This window comes from Mycoplasma wenyonii str. Massachusetts (assembly GCF_000277795.1).
GTDB classification, from domain to species: domain Bacteria; phylum Bacillota_I; class Bacilli_A; order Mycoplasmatales; family Mycoplasmoidaceae; genus Eperythrozoon_A; species Eperythrozoon_A wenyonii.
This window is the reverse complement of the sequence record NC_018149.1, coordinates 289,901-304,772: the sequence shown is the minus strand read 5'-3', so window position 1 is coordinate 304,772 and position 14,872 is coordinate 289,901. Positions and strand designations below refer to the sequence as shown.

19 protein-coding genes are annotated in these 14,872 nt (G+C 34.1%); 8 read left to right on the top strand and 11 right to left on the bottom strand.

The genetic code is table 4. The annotated features are described in order from the left end of the window. Window positions 1-34: 34 nt before the first annotated feature. The 3 genes from WEN_RS01515 to tuf form a co-directional block, all read right to left on the bottom strand. Complete coding sequence (locus WEN_RS01515; RefSeq protein WP_014849798.1) at window positions 35-469, bottom strand: hypothetical protein; 435 nt, start codon at window positions 467-469, stop codon at window positions 35-37. A gap of 78 nt (window positions 470-547) precedes the next feature. Continuing rightward, window positions 548-1,186, bottom strand: a complete 639-nt coding sequence (locus tag WEN_RS01510) for a hypothetical protein (protein ID WP_014849797.1) — start codon at window positions 1,184-1,186, stop codon at window positions 548-550. A 134-nt stretch (window positions 1,187-1,320) separates the two neighbouring features. Further along, window positions 1,321-2,505: an elongation factor Tu gene (tuf, locus tag WEN_RS01505; protein ID WP_014849796.1), complete on the bottom strand. Its 1,185-nt coding sequence runs from the start codon at window positions 2,503-2,505 to the stop codon at window positions 1,321-1,323. Between the two features lie 198 nt (window positions 2,506-2,703). On the opposite strand from tuf, the gene WEN_RS01500 reads away from it, so the two are divergent. Next, on the top strand, window positions 2,704-3,411 hold the full coding sequence (locus WEN_RS01500; protein ID WP_014849795.1) for a hypothetical protein: 708 nt from the start codon (window positions 2,704-2,706) through the stop codon (window positions 3,409-3,411). A 115-nt stretch (window positions 3,412-3,526) separates the two neighbouring features. Continuing rightward, window positions 3,527-4,225 carry a hypothetical protein gene (locus tag WEN_RS01495; protein ID WP_014849794.1) on the top strand — a complete coding sequence of 233 codons (699 nt, stop codon included), beginning with the start codon at window positions 3,527-3,529 and terminating at the stop codon, window positions 4,223-4,225. Window positions 4,226-4,326: 101 nt separating this feature from the next. Here the strand turns inward: WEN_RS01495 and atpE are convergent, their stop codons facing one another. Further along, window positions 4,327-4,638, bottom strand: a complete 312-nt coding sequence (atpE, locus tag WEN_RS01490) for an ATP synthase F0 subunit C (protein ID WP_014849793.1) — start codon at window positions 4,636-4,638, stop codon at window positions 4,327-4,329. Window positions 4,639-4,996: 358 nt separating this feature from the next. On the opposite strand from atpE, the gene WEN_RS01485 reads away from it, so the two are divergent. Next, a complete protein-coding gene (locus tag WEN_RS01485) occupies window positions 4,997-5,767 on the top strand; it encodes a hypothetical protein (protein WP_014849792.1) in 771 nt (256 codons plus the stop codon). A gap of 104 nt (window positions 5,768-5,871) precedes the next feature. Continuing rightward, window positions 5,872-6,558, top strand: coding sequence for a hypothetical protein (locus tag WEN_RS01480; protein WP_014849791.1), 687 nt, complete (start codon window positions 5,872-5,874; stop codon window positions 6,556-6,558). Between the two features lie 76 nt (window positions 6,559-6,634). Here the strand turns inward: WEN_RS01480 and WEN_RS01475 are convergent, their stop codons facing one another. The 3 genes from WEN_RS01475 to WEN_RS01465 all read right to left on the bottom strand — a co-directional run bounded on the left by WEN_RS01475 (window position 6,635) and on the right by WEN_RS01465 (window position 8,427). After that, entirely contained in the window at window positions 6,635-7,303 is a 669-nt protein-coding gene (locus tag WEN_RS01475; protein ID WP_014849790.1) for a hypothetical protein, read from the bottom strand. A gap of 77 nt (window positions 7,304-7,380) precedes the next feature. Continuing rightward, a complete protein-coding gene (locus tag WEN_RS01470; protein ID WP_014849789.1) occupies window positions 7,381-7,992 on the bottom strand; it encodes a hypothetical protein in 612 nt (203 codons plus the stop codon). A 75-nt stretch (window positions 7,993-8,067) separates the two neighbouring features. Further along, complete coding sequence (locus WEN_RS01465; RefSeq protein ID WP_014849788.1) at window positions 8,068-8,427, bottom strand: hypothetical protein; 360 nt, start codon at window positions 8,425-8,427, stop codon at window positions 8,068-8,070. Window positions 8,428-8,723: 296 nt separating this feature from the next. Between WEN_RS01465 and WEN_RS01460 the strand changes: the two genes are divergently transcribed. The 3 genes from WEN_RS01460 to WEN_RS01450 are packed head-to-tail and all read left to right on the top strand — an operon-like array spanning window position 8,724 to window position 11,061. Next, window positions 8,724-9,713, top strand: a complete 990-nt coding sequence (locus tag WEN_RS01460; protein ID WP_014849787.1) for a hypothetical protein — start codon at window positions 8,724-8,726, stop codon at window positions 9,711-9,713. Between the two features lie 55 nt (window positions 9,714-9,768). Then, window positions 9,769-10,416: a hypothetical protein gene (locus WEN_RS01455; protein ID WP_014849786.1), complete on the top strand. Its 648-nt coding sequence runs from the start codon at window positions 9,769-9,771 to the stop codon at window positions 10,414-10,416. 51 nt (window positions 10,417-10,467) lie between these two features. Continuing rightward, window positions 10,468-11,061 carry a hypothetical protein gene (locus WEN_RS01450; RefSeq protein WP_014849785.1) on the top strand — a complete coding sequence of 198 codons (594 nt, stop codon included), beginning with the start codon at window positions 10,468-10,470 and terminating at the stop codon, window positions 11,059-11,061. Between the two features lie 52 nt (window positions 11,062-11,113). Here WEN_RS01450 and WEN_RS01445 read toward each other — a convergent pair whose 3' ends face one another. The 4 genes from WEN_RS01445 to WEN_RS01430 form a co-directional block, all read right to left on the bottom strand. Continuing rightward, entirely contained in the window at window positions 11,114-11,677 is a 564-nt protein-coding gene (locus WEN_RS01445; RefSeq protein WP_043911297.1) for a hypothetical protein, read from the bottom strand. A 4-nt stretch (window positions 11,678-11,681) separates the two neighbouring features. Continuing rightward, on the bottom strand, window positions 11,682-12,113 hold the full coding sequence (locus WEN_RS01440; RefSeq protein ID WP_274506158.1) for a restriction endonuclease PLD domain-containing protein: 432 nt from the start codon (window positions 12,111-12,113) through the stop codon (window positions 11,682-11,684). A gap of 9 nt (window positions 12,114-12,122) precedes the next feature. Further along, the gene (locus WEN_RS01435) at window positions 12,123-12,311 is read right to left on the bottom strand and encodes a phospholipase D-like domain-containing protein (protein ID WP_014849784.1); all 189 of its coding nucleotides are present in this window, start codon (window positions 12,309-12,311) and stop codon (window positions 12,123-12,125) included. 242 nt (window positions 12,312-12,553) lie between these two features. Continuing rightward, on the bottom strand, window positions 12,554-13,600 hold the full coding sequence (locus tag WEN_RS01430) for a restriction endonuclease subunit S (RefSeq protein ID WP_014849783.1): 1,047 nt from the start codon (window positions 13,598-13,600) through the stop codon (window positions 12,554-12,556). Window positions 13,601-13,841: 241 nt separating this feature from the next. Between WEN_RS01430 and WEN_RS01425 the strand changes: the two genes are divergently transcribed. After that, a complete protein-coding gene (locus WEN_RS01425; protein ID WP_014849782.1) occupies window positions 13,842-14,828 on the top strand; it encodes a hypothetical protein in 987 nt (328 codons plus the stop codon). Window positions 14,829-14,872 lie beyond the last annotated feature (44 nt).

Genomic DNA, 14,872 nt, shown 5'->3' with positions numbered 1-14,872 from the left:
AGCTTTAGTAAAAGTTTAAGAGTACTTTACAAAACTATTTAGTTGTGAAATCAAAGATCATAGAGGAGAGCGGTCCTTCTTTGGGTCCAGTACACTTAAACATCTTCTTTTGGGTTGAAGTAGTAACTAACTTACACTCAGCATCTTGTTTTTGTTTTGTGGGTGGAGGAAGATCTAAAGAGTAAGGACTCCAATCCTTTACTTCTCTTTTCCGTCTCACTTTTCCCCTAGATTCTCCAAACAACTCTTTTTCTATCTTTGCTTGTAATACTTTTGTGTAATCTTTAGTTTCTCTCTTTTTTCTCATTGGATTAGAGTTAATGTTTGATTCCATTGGATTCAAATAAAAAGATACTTTTAAGTCTGAAGAGTTAGAGAAATAGTTATTAATTAATGTAGAAATAACTGGTGCAATAGTGGATACTAAAGCCGTTAAGAGACTAACTAATTTCTTGACTGAGAATGACATATCAATACACTAAACAACTTATACATATCTAATTGCTAATCTAGACTCCAAATATTTTAATTATTTGAGTCTAGGGGGTTAAGAGAGGGAGAGAGTTGTTGGTCTGTGGAAATCATGTTTATTTATTTTTTGGGTGAAAGGTTCTTGTCCGCTTGGAGGGCAAGTTAGGGTGTAAGAATCATTGGAGCCTTTTGTGAAATTACAACTCATTTTTGGAACAAATGATTGATTTTTTCAGCCACTCAATCAATCGGGAATTTCAATAAGAAGTGATAGTTTTCCGTTGTTTCCATCCTTGAATTGAATTATTACATTTCTACTTCCTTTATAAGACATGCTTGTAACTTGGTTTACTCTTTTTGCTGTCTTTGGTTTGTTGCTTCAGTTGTAATGGAATCAGAAGGCCGCTGGATTAGATGAAGCGAGATCAGCACAAACATATAATGCTGGTCTAGTTAAGGTCATTCTTTTTCCATTTACTGCAAAGCAACCTACTTCTACTTGATGAGAATCTAACCCTAATTCTTGCTTAACAATTTCTGCCATCTCTTCCATTTGATTATTTGATGGCTGTACTGGCTTAACTACTTCGGGGGGGGCTTTTCTAACTCAAGACTTAAAGTTAATTGTTTCGTTATGAAAAGCAAATGATAGTGGTACAGTAGAAGCTACTCCTAATCCAGAGAAACCTTTAACAAGAATAGAAATAAGAGACAAGGCTAAAATCCTAAATTTTTACTGAAATTTTAAGTATCGGTTTCTCTATATAAATCAGTTGGAATAGTTATTTCAATATTTAACTTACCAAAGTTTGTTTAAGGATTCTTTTTTCTTAAAAAAGAAACTAAAAACTATTCAATAATCTCAGTTACTGTTCCAGCTCCTATAGTCTTACCTCCTTCTCTAATTGAGAACTTAAATCCTTGTTCAACAGCTACAGCACTAATTAAAGAAACAATAATTGGAGAGTGGTCTCCCGGAAGAACCATTTCAACTCCTTCTGGTAGTGAAATCTCTCCAGTAACATCAGTGGTTCTGAAATAGAACTGAGGCTTGTATCCTTGTCCGAAAGCAGTATGTCTTCCCCCTTCTTCTTTCTTCAAGGCATAAACTTCTGCTTTGAACTTGGAGTGGGGAGTAATAGATTTAGGCTTTGCAAGAACTTGACCTCTAGTTACTTCATTCTTTTCCACCCCTCTAAGTAGAATACCAGCATTGTCTCCTGGTAGTACTTCTTCTAGTGGCTTTCTAAACATTTCAATTCCAGTTACAACTGCTTTAGAGGTATCTCCAAATCCAACTATCTCAACTTCTTCACCTACCTTTAACTTACCTCTTTCACATCTACCAGTAACTACAGTTCCTCTACCAGTAATGGTTAGAACATCTTCTATTGAGAGTAAGAATGGCTTATCAATATCTCTGGTTGGAACTGGAATATAAGTATCTAGTTGGTCTAGTAAAGCTTGAATTCCCTTTTCAAATTCAGCATCTCCTTCAAGAGCTTTAAGAGCTGATCCTCTAATAACAGGAGTATTGTCTCCATCGTAGTCATAAGAAGTTAATAGTTCTTTGATTTCCATTTCAACAAGATCTAACATTTCTGGGTCTGTGAAGGTATCACATTTGTTTAAGAAAACAACTATCTTTTGAACACCTACTTGCTTTGCTAAAAGAATGTGTTCTCTTGTTTGAGGCATGGGTCCATCAGTTGCAGAAACAACAAGAATAGCGCCATCTACTTGTGCAGCTCCAATAATCATGTTCTTAATGTAGTCAGAGTGACCTGGACAGTCAACGTGAGCATAGTGTCTTGTTTTTGTTTCATACTCTACGTGAGTAGTGTTAATGGTGATTCCTCTTTCTCTTTCCTCTGGAGCTCTGTCAATAGAGGCATAGTCTCTAGCTTCTCCAAGTCCTAACTTTGCACAATAAGTACAGATAGCTGCAGTTAATGTAGTCTTACCATGGTCAATGTGACCAATAGTACCTACATTAATGTGTTCCTTTTCTCTACTGAACTTAACTTTTGACATAAGACTAACTGGTTAGACTCTTAATTTCAATTAAGTATTTTATTTAAATTGTCTGAGTTTCTTTTTTTAACTCTGAAGTCCTTTATTGATCGGGATTGCGGGGGAAAAGATTTTAAGTTTTCAGGCAATTAATTAGGGAGACAAAAATATTAGAAGATTATTTGTCTTTGTGAAAAAATATAGTTAAAAGTTACTGTCATGCTAGGTGCTAAGTTTCTTTTAATTACTACTATTGGTGGTGTCGGTAGTGTAATAGGCTGTACTTCTCTTTCTGGTCAAGATTGAGATCCTCCGCACTTGTGAAGAATAGGAACTAATAATAAGTTCTACCTATCCAACTGTTTCAATAATCCGACAGACAAACAAAATAAATGAGTTAAATCAGATTTACGAATTTATTTAACTGTTAAAGAGTCGATAAATGATGGTATAAAACAAGATACCAAACTTGAATTATGGGCTGAAGGGTATGGTGGTAAAAAAATTGAAAAAGGAGAAATTATCAACTATGCAAGATATGGTGATAAGAGTTTGCAAAACACATTAAGTGGGGAAGATGCGCGTTTAGGCACTTCAACAGGCCATGACTCCTCTGAGTATGCATTTTGAAAATGATCAGTAGGAATTGTGCTAGGCGAAGCTAGTGCAGGAGAGGACAGTCAATTTTTTGGAGACACCATACAGTGTAAAAAACAATTTTTTGATTTGAGTGAATTGCGACAGGATGAACATTATAGATTAGATAAAGTGACTTTTAAATTAACAAAGGATGAGGGGAGCGAAAATGCTGAATTAAAAGAAAAATACAAGGGTCGCGAAATTTATTCAATAAAAATAGAAACTAGCGAATCAGGCAAAAAGCCGATAAAGTGAGCAGATAACTTTAAACCTTTAGTAATTATTTAAGGTTTATTAACTGTTATCAGTCTTTAACTTAATAGATTTAGTTTCACTCTTAAGAATTATTAAAGCCTTAAAGATTATTTGTCTTTGTGAAAAAATATAGTTAAAAGTTACTGTCATGCTAGGTGCTAAGTTTCTTTTAATTACTGCTGTTGGTGGTGTTGGTAGTGTAATAGGCTGTACTTCTCTTTCTGGTCAAGATTGAGATCCTGAATATGTGTGAAGAGTGGGATCTAAAAGGGAGTTCTATTTAACTACTTGCACACAAAGAAGAGAAGATGACCAAAAGGGGGCAGGAAACAGATGAATTTACTCAGATTTGCATGTTTACTTGACATTTGATGAAAATGTCCCTCAAGCAAAAAACAACGTCAAACTTAAATTAATTGGCAAGGGGAATTATCAAAAATTCGTTGGTACAAATCCTGAGACTTCAATAACATATAAAAACTCTGAAGATTTACACCAAACAATTGAAAATGAAAATAAAGACTCCCGATTCTCTTTAACAGTCAGCGCAAGCTCTGGAAATAGTTGACTAGGAGAGGCAGGGGGTGGTGAAGAGTCTAGCTCTTGGGGGCTCATTATAAGGTGTGATATCAACAGAAAGATATTTACATTTAGTGATTTGACTGGGACACAAAAATCCGCACATCTCTCACAAATTACTTTTTCTTTGGATAACTGCGATACAAAAAATTACAAGGGAATTAAAGGTTGCTCAATAAAAATTGAAGATAAAGTGATTAGCGAGGCAGTGGGGCATAACACAGGCTTAAAGTGAGCTGAAGGATTTAATCCTTTAGTAATTATTTAAGGTTTATTAACTGTTATAGTCTTTGACTTAATGGATTTAGTTTCCGCGCTTAGGAATTATTAATCCGATTACCTAGATTTTTTTAAAGCCTTAAATTTAAGTTATTTTCCATTAACAGCAAACATTATTAAGATAGCCACAATTAATCCATAAATTGCTACTGATTCACAAACAGCAGCTCCTACTATAAATTGTTTGAAAATCAAGGCCTCTACTTCTGGGTTTCTAGCCAGTGACTCTACAGCCTTTCCTCCGATATACCCCTGAGCTAAAGCGGCACCTAAACCAGCAAGTATTGCAACTCCCGAACCAATCCCTTTTCCAATATATTTATGCATATCATCTTCAAACAAAATCAATGAACTGCCCCCCCCAATTTGAAGTAAACCACTAATAAAGTCTTTCAAGCTCATTAGCTAAATCTAATTATTTATTTGAATTCTTTGTTTCAGTAGTCTCTAATAGATTTAAAGGGTTAATGAACAAAACTAATTGATTTTATTTTTGATCTAGCATTCAATAAGCTTTAATGGTTGTAAATCTTAGAGTCTTTCTTGTCAAAATCTTTTTTAGAAAGTAACCTGACAAGTTAAATAATCTAAATAAACGACTAATAAATATTGTTTTCTTTGGTTGGAGGTTCAATTCACAAAACCAAAATAGCTTATGGTTGTGTGTTGTTATTAGGTTCAGCATCGGTTGCTGGAGTTGCTGTAGGGGATAGTAAGGGAAATTGATTTAATTCATTAAGTCAAAAGATTTCAGGAGTTTTTGCTGGGGGGGGGCAGTGGATCTGCTGGTTCTACTGTTTCAGATCGAGAAAATGGACTTGTGGTGGCTTGAAAATGAGTTGCTGAAACAGGAAAAAGTGTTTTTGATTTAGCTATTAAACCGACTGCAGTAGCTTTCACGCGAATTCACAAAACTTATACAAACTGATGAACTGGTCTAAAGACTTTCTTTGGTTCTTTAGTTAATCGGGAAATTTACACAATGTTGTTTCAAAATCTTCACACCAAGATTTACAATACGCTTTCTTTCTTTTTGGCGGGAGGACAAAACAGAAAAACTTTTATAGATTTGTTTAAATCGGACAAAATACAAAATACTCTAAAGGCTGGGAAGTTTCTATTGAGAACAGAAAAAGTAAAAGGGCTTGAAGTGGAACAAAATGTATTTAACTTTCTACTTTTTAACTGACTAGAAAATCCGACAAAAGTTACAGGTAAGTTTCAAAGATTATCTGACTATGTTAATAGAATTAATGGCAAGAGTTGAGGTAGTAATGGTGGAAGTGGTGGGGGCGGAGGAGGCTCTGGAAGTTCATCTAGTTCAGGAAATGGAATCTATACATTAACTACTAATACCGTTAAGGAATATCTAGACGTTCAAGGGGACACATTAGAAAAAATATGATTATTCTTCTTGTATTGAAAAGTTAAGTCAACAATTGAAAATAAAGGAAAATCTAGCACAACTTCATGATCTTCTCTCTTGAATTTTTTTGACCGGGGGGGGGCGCACGCTAGCCTAGAGAGATAGTTTGGCTAACCCATTCTTGCAATTGATATAAAGAACAAACTGAGAACTAAAAGAAAAGGAATAAAAAGAAAAACTTAAATTAAAAACTTTATTTATATTAGTTAGTGCAAATACTAGAAAGTCCTCTTCTTAAAAACAGAATTGCACTTGGTTGTATAGGTTTACTGGGATTATCTACTTTTTCAGGATTAATTCATACCTCAGTAAGTAGTGGTTTTTCTGAACAACTTTCACAGCTCTTTAGTAGATTTGGAGCTAGAGATACGGTCGCTCAAGCTGGTCCTACGGGAACTGAAGGAAAAATCTCTCCTATCCAATGAGTAACCGAACAAAGCAAAGAGGCATGAAGTGGATACATAACTCCATTTGTTAAAAATGCTTACGCGTGAGCGAAAGACAAAGATAAAAGGAATTCGGTCTGAGGAGTCCTTAAACAGTTCTGAAATTATAAGTTTTTTAAAGGAGTGATTTCTAATTCTCCTTGAATAATTGCAGGTTGAATGAGCATTATTGCAGATGGGCAGGCAAGATCAAAACTTGCTTTAGCCTGAAAATACTCATTAGGTTTCTTTGATCATGTAACTAAAAATACAGGCTTGAAAGATTTTTCTTCATATTTTGGATCAATTTTTGCAGAATTGTTATTTATGCCTGCTCGTGCAATCAAAAACTTTAAAGAAAGGGAACAATTAAAAACACAACAAGATCCGTGCTCTAACCCCAGTTCTTTTCGAAAAGAAGGAGAAACCTCTATATGTATAAGTGTTCGATCTAAGCTGGCAGAAGAATAATGAAACTTTTTAACTAAATCTACTTTTCCGTTGATTAACTTTACTAATAATTAAGGGCCCTTCCAGTTATTAAAGATTATTTAATTTCGTATCTTGCATCTATTTGAGACTTAGGGACAAGTCTTCCGCCCCCCTCCTTCAGCTTACATTTATCCCAATTAATACCTCATTTATTTGTGTTAGTTTCTTGTTTTGTTGCTTCAAAAACACAACTAGAGACGTAGATGGTATCTATTCCTGCTGAATATGAATTTCTAGCTTGATAGTGGTTAAGACCTTTTAATGCAATGGTTTTACTTTCATCTTTTCTGATGTGTTCTGGAAAATGATGTCAATTACAACTTGGAATTGTTCCAGCGTGTTCATATCCTTGAATTTTGTATTGTGGAAGACTAGCTTGTCTATTTGATACTTCCTTTAATACATAGAACTTTCCATCTTGTTTTGGACTACATAATATATCTCCTTCCTTTAACTTGTAACCATCAAAACTAATATTTGCGTCTTTAAAGGTAACAGGCTTACCAACTTGCCCCGCCCCCTTGAAGAAACTATCATAAGCGAAGCTCAGTTCTGAGCCAGTGTTACTTGTTTTTGCCATTACAAATCTCGGATTACTTGCCTTACCGCCACCAGATACGGAAGTAGAAGGGAGTAAGAAATAAAGAGTACCTACTACTGGACCACCAACTAATACAGCAGAACCGGTAAATGTAACTAACTTAGCTACCGCCCCTCCCCGCATAGTTTATTTTTTGAAAAAACTATTTATTTAATTTAATTGTTTTCTTTTAATTTAGTTCTCTCTGTTACAGGTTTTGGTTAAGCATTGCAAAACACAGGACTTTTCTTAAATTCTTCTTTTCAATCAAACTTGCTACTTTGAGATAGTGATATGTTGCCTCCACTAACACTAAGTTTCATTTTTGTTCCCAATAAGTAATGTCCTGCACATCCAGCAATACCTTCTCTGCTCTTCTTTAGTTGTAATTGAGTAGTTTGACAAAGAACGGATACTGTATGTCATTTTTGTCACTTATTTCCACTCTTCAAAACTCTTATCGAAGTTTTTTCCTTTTTGTGATCATTGTTATCTTGAAATATTTCTATTGCTCAATCTTGTCAATGGTTTGTACCAGAATTGTTCGATCCTTCTCATTTTGTTTCTTTAGTTTTGTTATCCACTACCTTCAGAAAAGGAACATTTTGATTTCTAGAATCAGAGCCATTCTTAATAGCTAAAAATACTGAGTAATCTCTTTCTCAATCAGCGCATTTCAATATTGGCTCTGCAACACTTAACTTTTCTCTCAGCAGAACATCTGAGCTCATTGGATAGCATCGAACTCTAAAAGCGAAATAAGCGTGTGGAGAAACTATTCCAACTAAAGTAACTATTCCAATTGCTAAAGCAGACTTTAGTCCTAACAGCACTGTTGTTTTGTTTGTAAATGCAAATCGAATATATTACTTAGATTCTTTGATATCTAATTTATTCTTGTCACAAATCTAAACAGCTCTATTGCATTGACCAGAAGTATAGATTGCTTCTTTTACAGTTCATTCAGAGCTAGGATACTCTGCACTTCCTCTTTCAGTTAACAAAATAATCTTCTCTTCTCCGCGACTATTCTGCACTTTTACTTTTAAATTTCGATCTAAACAATTATCAAATTGATTATCTTTTTGTAACTGTGTTGAAGGGGTAGCAACTCTAGAACCTTCTGCGGGAGCATTAGAACCTTCTTGATTAGTTAATTTGTTGTTTTGTTGCTTCAGAGAATAAGGAATCACTAAAGCGGAAACAGTCGCGGTGGCGACAAAAGGAAAGATTCCCGTTACTAATGTTTTGAATAATGGAAATAACATATCAAATTGACTTTAAGGGATTGCAAAGAATTTAACAATCATTTATCACTTTTTTCATTTATTGTTTCGCGAATTCAGTCAATTTAAAATTCTTGGAATTTGTAACTTTTCTAAACCTTGTTTGGATTATTAAGAAATTCAATTCTTGGGAAGGGGTTAACAATTACAGGTAGCTTAGGAGGTATTTTTTCATTCTTTGGACTTAATAAAAATTCAGAAAGAATATTTGAAGTAACTTCGAAAGTTACAAACACAGATTGAAGTGCTGGTCTTGTTACTCCACTATTTAATTCTTCGTGGCTGGGGGGGGCTTTGAAAAAAAGACTGAATACTCTTTTGGTTATATTGCAAGAGTTAAAAACACAAATTTTTTCAAAGAAGATAAATCTTTAAGTAGAGTAAAGAGAGGTTTAGAGGGCGAAAAACAAGAAGATCCAGAAGGCCAACTATTTTTAGTAGAAAAAGTAGGCAATAAGACAATTATTGGAGATTCAACTAACAACAAAGAACAAAAGGGGTTAACTCCGAAAAAGTTTTTGCTTATAGGAAGCAATAGACAAACTAAAGAAGTTGAAGTAACAGGCTTAGTTAGCTTAATTCAACATAAGCACAATGGAATAAACGTAAAATGCACAATCAAAAATGACGAAAGCAGGACCATTCAAAATGGTCACTGTGACCAAGCACTCTTCAAAGAATATAGTGGTGAAGAGGGAAACACTCCTCCCACATTTATAAAGACAGGATTGAAAAGTAAAGATGGAACAAGAGATGTATCAATTATTGGTCTATCTCAAGAAAAAGGTACATTAGGAATTGTTTGGGGATCTCGTTTGCAAAAAAAGAGTTCTAATGGCGATTCCGGAACTGCAAAATGATCCAGAACGGGATTTTTATATGGGAATAAGTCTCGAGGGTCAGGATCAACAACAAAACAACGTATATGAACTTCTTTAGGCAATACCACAACCGCAAAAGGATTCTTTGTGGTTCACGATCTAGTTTTCAGTGAAACAGGTCTAAATAGAGAATGAAGAAGAAAGTATGAGGCAAATGGAACTATTCTCGGATCAGAAGCGAAGGTTGCGAGTTGTAAAAAAACTAGTTCGCAACAAAACGGTTGTTTAAAAGTAGTAGATATTCCTCTTTCTTCCGGCAGAGACTATTACATTTGAGATCCTTCTAAAACACAAATAAAGAATGGAGAATTTGTTACAGATGATGGAATAAAGTTACCTTTTAAATTGAAGTTCGACACTAATTGAAATTCCTTACTAATCAAATAATTCTTGATTTTGAAAAAGAGATAAAATCTAGATTATTAATTTATAGATATTAGATATGTTGTTTATTGTTAAAGCTTTATTAGGAGCTGCAACTATTGGGGGAGGGGTTGTTCTTCCAGTTGCAATGTCACAATCTGGTTCCTCTAAAAATCTACAAGAAAGTGCAAGAGAATCTGCACAAGCACTTGGTGGAACTATTAATAGACTGGTTGGTTCATTAGTAGAAACTGGAAGAAGAGAACGAGCTAAGTATCAAGAAAATAGTAATTTCTCAGCAGTATTTAAGGAATTAGATGATAAGAATTGTCAATTAGTTCAAAATCCTGCAGGTTCAAGAGATGACTTCCATGCATTATATGCTTGCAAGAAAAATAAGAAAGATAAAAATGAAAAGACTAGTTTTTACTACCTAGGCGCGAGAGATTCTGTAAAAGAAATGGGAAGAGGTTCTCTTAAAGAAATTACTACTGCTGAATATAGTGATGATGGGCAAGTGTTTTTTAACTTTAAAGATGGTAGTGGCAGAATCTCTATAAGTGTTGCAAAGGGTGAAGAAAAAGGTGGATGAACTTACTTTAATAATGTAAATCTTTCTGACAAGTGTCAAATTGAAACCAAAATGCTAGGTGGAGATGATCTTAGATGTGAATTAGTTGACAGCAGTAACAACAAGGCTTTCTACTACAACTTTGCAATTTTTTAATTAGTTTTTTAAGTAATTAAATTAATAGTTTTTAAGTAGCTTTTTAATATTTTGACGGCAGGATTGAAGATTCTGATTTCTTCTCTTGGGGTTGTTGGCGTTGGTGGTGCTGTAGCTACCCCTTTAACTCTTTGACAAACTGGATATTTAACAATTGAGGGAAGTAACAGTACAGTTACAACATCTTCTCAAGAAAGTAGTTCATTAGCTTCACCTGTCTCCTCTCCGCGAGAAGGTAATTGTGTAATAGTAGATGAAGAATCAGTAAAAGATATTCTTACTGGCTTATCAAAACAAGAAAACAGTTACATTGCGATTTCCTGTAACAAGACCGGTGAAAAACTAAATAATTGAACAGGTTTCTTTCCGAGCAATATGCTAGTTGATGAATTTACAAGTGGTGCGAATATTTCTATTACAACGGAAACACTAAATGCAGACGATGTAGAAGGAGGTCTTGTGGGGGAGGCTAATTATAGAACTACCTTCAAAGGATATTCATTTACTGAGGAGACTGTCATTGGTGATTGAGGAGACGAAGTTAAAACAATAGGTCAAAAAGCTCTAACAGTTGTTAAAGTGGTGAAAAAAGATAAGGAATGTGGTCCTTTCTACCTTTTATTCAATAATCAAGTAAGTAAATAATTACCTTTCTTTAAAAAGAACAGAAATTAATTATCGATCCCTAAAGTTTTGATTATTTGTAATCAAGCGAAAAGGGGAAAGATATCAATCAAACATCTCTGTCAATTCCCTTTTCATCTTTATGTGTCTTAGTAGTTTTCTTAAGGTATATTGTTTCTCCGCCATAATCTTCTAAGACTTCTTTAGTGACTATTCCATATTTCTCTTTATCTTCATACGGATATCAATACTCTTCAACTAAGTCCAAGTCAACCAATTTAGTTTTGATTCAGCCACCAATCATTCCTATATTTTGAAAAGTATTCAACCACTTAACTTGCTTCCCTCTACCAGAAAAACAAGCTTTACCTAATCATCCATTGTCTGTCATTAAATAGAATCAATTTTTCCTAGAGAGCAAATCTACTTCTCCTTCGATAGTTAATCTAACTTCAAACCAACTTTGCTTCTTTCCAGTCTTTTCATCGATAATTGGCTTGCTATAACAAGCGTTCAGAGGGGAGAAAGATAAATCTAAATCTTCATTGTCAGTAATTTCTTGCTCTGTCAGCACAATCAGAGGAATAGTAATAGTTCTTAAAACTTCAGATTGCTTTAATTCTTCAAGATTTATCATGGTTTTAGTAATTTTTGGTGTAAGTAATTTTAGTTTTTTTGACTATTCTCTTTTCTTTATCTACCTCTTCTATAACAACAACATTTTTATACCCTTCTAGAAAAGTCATATTCTTTGAGAATCTATCTGATCTCAACTTTTCCACATGTCTTTGATGGCGTTTCAAAGAAGAGGGCTTGTTAATTAGCTCCCCTGATTCATGTTGTCTAGGCTTTTGCTTTTTATTATTTTTGGTTAAGAAGCTTAAGTTAGGAGATCCAATTATTGTCGCAAAGATTCCCCCATCTTTATAAAAACAATAAAGTTTGTCGTGATATTTAAAAAAATCCACTAGTCTTATTTCTCCTACTCTTTTCTTTTGTCACTTTGTGTGAATTTGCATAACCAATTTATAAAACGTCGCTTGAAGACCAATAAAGTAATACATTCCAAGAATTAAACAAATTTATTTAATATTTCCTTTCTTTACTAATCTGTCTATTTCTTGTAGAGAGTTGTAGCCACAATATGCCACAAACATCTCAACTCTATCTATTTTTGCCATTTCCTCTCTAAAACATTCATCAATCGCTCTTTCCCCTTCTTCCGCAAACTCACTGTCAATATAAGTAACTAGAAAAGTATTTTCTTCCACAGAGAATAACTCCCCCCCCCGAACAAATAATTCTTTATATGTCTATTAACTAAAAATGACAAAAATAATGAATTTTTAATTTTTTATTACTTAGAAACCACAATAAAAACCCCATGTAACAGCTAAAAATAGTTAATCTAAACTTTCCACTCAACATTTTTGTAATCTCATAAGTTTCTGAATAATCTGTTCATTACTTTTTTGTAACTCAAAAATAGGCTCACAGAAATTATTGAATTTATCTATAAGGGTTTGCGTAGGAAACTGAATAGGATATTCAAGTAATGCACTTCTTCTAATGGTTTCAGTTTTTGTAGAGGCTGTACATTTTCTCAATAAAACTTCAACATTTTGTTTCAGAGAATAAAAAAGAAAAGGAAGTCCAACATTTTCTTTTGGCTTAAGTCCCATGATTTCTCCGGTGAAACACAATTTTGCTGAATTAATGGTGATGTTTTTAATTTGTTGTTCGTGTGCGTGATGTATGAAAATGATGTGCCCCCCCCGATCAAAGTACATCGCCCCTTCTTAAATCCTTCTTCAGTTAATTGTTCTTCGGATGAATTAACAAATTTATATTCTTGAGAGATATCTCCAACTTTTAATCAAGGAATTCCTCCCTCTTTACAAAAATAAAGCTCCTCCAATCACCTGTTTGATCTAGGAGGTCTTCCCCCTCGAATGATTGTGAACAGCTCACCAAAACTCTTAATCTCACAATCCTTTAAATCATCAAACAATATATGGAAGTAAGCTTTCATCTTTCTTTCAAGTAATTCATTAATTCTTTTCTTAACTTCTATATATTTAGTTACTGTTTGATATCTATCAACTATTCTCTCCTGAACCTTTATGTCTGGAAATAAAAAAGAAAATTTGACAAAATCCTTTCAGGCCAACTCACCTCTGATGCCTCCGAAACAGCGATATAAAAGCTTTAAATCTGTGACAGTCTTTTTAAAAATAAGCATTAAATAGTGATTATTCAACAGAGAGCTGGTGACTCGAAAGACGTGATATTGCGAAGATACAGCAACTCTTTCTTTTCCCTCATACAAAAAAATAGCTAATTTTTTTGTTTTTTCAATATCCATCAAACGAACTACAAAATCACCAACTTCAATAATTTGACAAATTTTTAAATTGGTGTTTCTACCCTGCAACGGAGAAGGAATGACTGCTCTATCTGCGCTGACCCCCACCAATTTAGTAACTTCTAAATTCTTATTCTTTCTGGAAACTAAAGTAACAAAATCTCCTAAAACACCAGCAATCTTTTCCGATCCCATTTAAAAAATACGTTTACAGTTACCTACTTAAAATTTTCAGAATTTAATATCAAATACTTGTGATTAGTTTGCTCAAGGGGCCAATCACTCTCGGTAAAGGATTAACCATTACTGGAAGTCTAGGAGGTGTTTTTTCATTCTTTGGGTTGAAGGGGGATGCAGAAAGAGAGTGGCAATTCAATTCAACTGTTTCAGGTGTTAATTGAGAAAGTGGATTGGTTACACCTCTCTTTAACTCTAGATGGCTGGGGGGGGCTTTGAAAAAAATACTGAATACTCTTTTGGTTATATTGCAAGAGTTAAAGGAACAGATTTTTTTAAAGAAGACAAATCTTCAAGTAAAGTAAAGAGAGGTTTAGAGGACAAAAAACAAGAAGATCCGGAAGGTCAACTATTTTTAGTAGAAAAAGTAGGCAGTAGGACAATTATTGGAGATTCAGCCAACAAAGAACAAAAGGGATTAACTCCGAAAAAGTTTCTTCTTGTAGGAAGTAATAAGGATTCTCGAGAAATAGAGGTTACTGGGTTGGTAAGTTTAGTTCAGTTTGGGCACAATGGTATCAATACAAAATGTAGCAAAAAAGAAGAAGCCGGTGCAATTCTTGATGGTTCTTGCGACAAAGTCTTTTTCAAGTCATACGGCGAAGAAAATCCCCCTTCTTTTATAAAGAAAAGGTTAGTCAAAGAAGATAGTAATTCAAGTGCTTCAATTATGCAACTGACTCCGAAAGGCAAAAGTCTAGGTGTGGTTTGAGGGCAAAAAAAAGAAGCGACAAATGGTAATGAAAATAAATGATCTAGAACTGGTTATCTATATTTATCTGGCAAAGAGGGCGCTGGGGAGGTGGTTAGAAAAGTTTGAACTGACATAGAAAAATCTAAAAATGTTAAAGGATTCTTCGTTGTTCACGATCTAATCTTCAGCAAAAATGGAATGGGAGGGGAATGGACGAAAGAACAAGAAAGATGAGGAACTATCTTGGTGAAGGGAGTTAAAAAGAGAGAAGAATTGACAGGCAACAATAAACAGAAAGATATTAGAGCTCTTAAGGGGCAGAGTGTAGGAGAAAAAGTGATAGATATTCCTTTATCCTCTAACAGAAATTACTACATTTGAGACCCCTCAAAAACACAAATAAAGAATGGAGAATTTGTTACAGATGATGGAATAAAGTTACCTTTTAAGTTGAGTGTTAATACTACTTGAAATTCTTTATTAGTTAAATAACACTCAGTTAAGGAACGGAGATAGAAGGGTTTTAAGTTTCTTTT